This window comes from Pedobacter sp. 01T416_2 (assembly GCF_056398925.1).
The window spans coordinates 1-2,217 of the sequence record NZ_JBFTQI010000901.1 but is presented as its reverse complement, the minus strand read 5'-3'; the positions used below and the strand labels follow the sequence as shown (position 1 = coordinate 2,217).

Below are 2,217 nucleotides of genomic sequence, written 5' to 3'. Positions count from 1 at the left end.
TCAATCACTCAATAATTCACTTAAGCTTCTCATTATTCTTGTGCCTATCTGCATCGCGGATGCTCTTTTTTTCAAGGTTCTTTTCTAATCAATCACTCAATAATTCACTTAAGCTTCTCATTATTCTTGTGCCTATCTGCATCGCGGATGCTCTTTTTTTCAAGGTTCTTTTCTAAAGCATCGGTAAGGTTTATGCCTGTTTGATTAGCCAGACAGATTAAAACGAACATCACGTCGGCCATTTCATCGGCGAGGTTTACCTCTTCGTCGCTTTTTTTAAATGACTGCTCGCCGTATTTACGGGCCATAATACGGGCTACTTCTCCAACCTCTTCCATCAAAATGGCGGTATTAGTGAGTTCGTTAAAATAGCGGATGCCTGTGGTTTTAATCCAATGGTCTACGGTTTCCTGTGCTTCGTTAATGGTCATGTTTTTCTTCTTCTATTTCTGATTTTATAATGCTGCTCACTTTGATATTGGCACCTTCGAGCAAAAACACACCTGCACCTTCTTCTCTCACATAAGGTGTTTTTATTTCCCCAATTTTGGTAATCTTGACAAAAAATGGCTGCTCTCTCTTACGCTGAGGATCTTCATCGTTCCATTCGGTGATCATAATTAAATCCTTGATCGGTTTATCCATTTTAAACCAATAAAGATAATCGGCATTGTACGATACCGCATTTATATTTTTATATTTTGAATAATAGTTAATCGCACCTGCTTGGCCATAATTATCGGCACGTACCAATACGGTAGATTTATCTTTAACCTTCCCGTAAGCAACATCAACAAGTGTTGCCAATTCTTTCCAGCCCTGCATATCGGCATAATCTTGTGGCAGCTGGTGGTTTCTCCCGTCTTCCCATCGCAAGGCACCTACCCGTTCAAATCTCTTATGATGTGCTACAATTTCATCAGGACTATAAACTGGCATAATAAGCGGTATCAAATAAATGAATGAGCCAATATTAAAAGCAAACAGTAATCCCGTTAGTACATATTTCTTTGCTAAAACCCGACTTAAATAATGCGCACCAAAAGCCAGTAAAACCGGATATAAGCCTAATGCATAATAATCTTTTGCCTTAAAATAGCTAAATACAATAAGTGTAAACAGGTAGGAGAGAATAATCCATCTGTATTTGCTGAAATCCTTATAAAAAATCAGGCTGCCAATGCCTGCTAAAAGAATAAAGATCGAATTGATAAAAAAGAGGAACTGTCCGATAAAAAAATCAATCCGGTTTACATGAACCAATTGAGTTGCCTGTAAAAGTTTCATGTGGGCGAGCACCGGAAAGTGATTGTTAATCTGCCAGATTACATTGGGCGAAATGATTAAAAGCGCCAGTAAAATGGCCAGATAAAGATGTTTATCGGTAAATATTTTTCGTTTTGATGTAATGAGTATAGCTGGTAGTAAACCAATTATGAGAAAAAGGATGTTGTATTTATTTAAAAAACCTAAAGCGACAAAAATGGCAAAGGCATACAGGTATCTGGCTTCGTTTTTATCGAAATATTTTAACAGATAATAGAATATAGCTGTCCACGCCAAAACATCGAAAGAATTGGGCTGGTAAAGGGTATTTAGCCTAAGCATGGCAGAACACAGGCAAGCTACAGCAACCAGGCATTTGGCCAGTAAGTTACCCTTTAAAAAACCGACAATTTTCCAGCAGTACAATATGGTGAAGGCGCCTAATAACGCAGGAACAAGCTTTACCACGAAATATCCATTGCCAAAAGCTTTAATAAGCCATGAAAATAGCGAGGTTAACGGCGGAACAGAGGTGAAACCCGCAGCGAGGTGGTTTGCCTGATCTAAATGCAGAAATTCATCACGGTGCAATTCGTAAACTGAATTGACCAATACAAAAGATAACACTAACTTTAAAATCAGAAAAAACACAAGACAACTGTACTCCGCTAGCTGGTTCGGATTTTTACCCTTCATATTAGCTTAGGTTAAATTTTGGAAATAAATTAATATTGTTTTTTGACAAAAAAAGACTTAATAAGTTACGCCGCTATTGTTTAAATTTAATTATTCCTTATCTTTTGTATCAATCAAAATTGTAACTGGTCCATCGTTTAAAAGTGCGATTTTCATATCAGCACCAAAAATTCCGGTTTTTACTTTTTTACCCAATAAAGCCGATAGCTTTTCAATCATTTTCTCGTAAAGTGGAATCGCCACATCTGGTCGGTC

General features: G+C 37.3%; 3 protein-coding genes. All 3 read right to left on the bottom strand.

Translation table 11 applies throughout. The annotated features are described in order from the left end of the window. Positions 1 to 104: 104 nt before the first annotated feature. Positions 105 to 431 carry a nucleotide pyrophosphohydrolase gene (locus tag AC1DPQ_RS25620; RefSeq protein ID WP_230144398.1) on the bottom strand — a complete coding sequence of 109 codons (327 nt, stop codon included), beginning with the start codon at positions 429 to 431 and terminating at the stop codon, positions 105 to 107. Further along, on the bottom strand, positions 421 to 1,962 hold the full coding sequence (locus AC1DPQ_RS25615) for a glycosyltransferase family 39 protein (RefSeq protein ID WP_477578195.1): 1,542 nt from the start codon (positions 1,960 to 1,962) through the stop codon (positions 421 to 423). Before AC1DPQ_RS25615 ends, AC1DPQ_RS25620 begins: the two co-directional genes overlap by 11 nt. A 90-nt stretch (positions 1,963 to 2,052) precedes the next feature. Further along, on the bottom strand, positions 2,053 to 2,217 hold a 165-nt coding region (locus tag AC1DPQ_RS25610; RefSeq protein WP_477611295.1), incomplete at its 5' end, for a D-aminoacyl-tRNA deacylase.

Coding starts and splice junctions, on each gene's coding strand:
- AC1DPQ_RS25620 (WP_230144398.1), bottom strand. CDS start 431: ATGACCATTAACGAAGCACAGGAAACCGTAGACCATTGGATTAAAACC.
- AC1DPQ_RS25615 (WP_477578195.1), bottom strand. CDS start 1,962: ATGAAGGGTAAAAATCCGAACCAGCTAGCGGAGTACAGTTGTCTTGTG.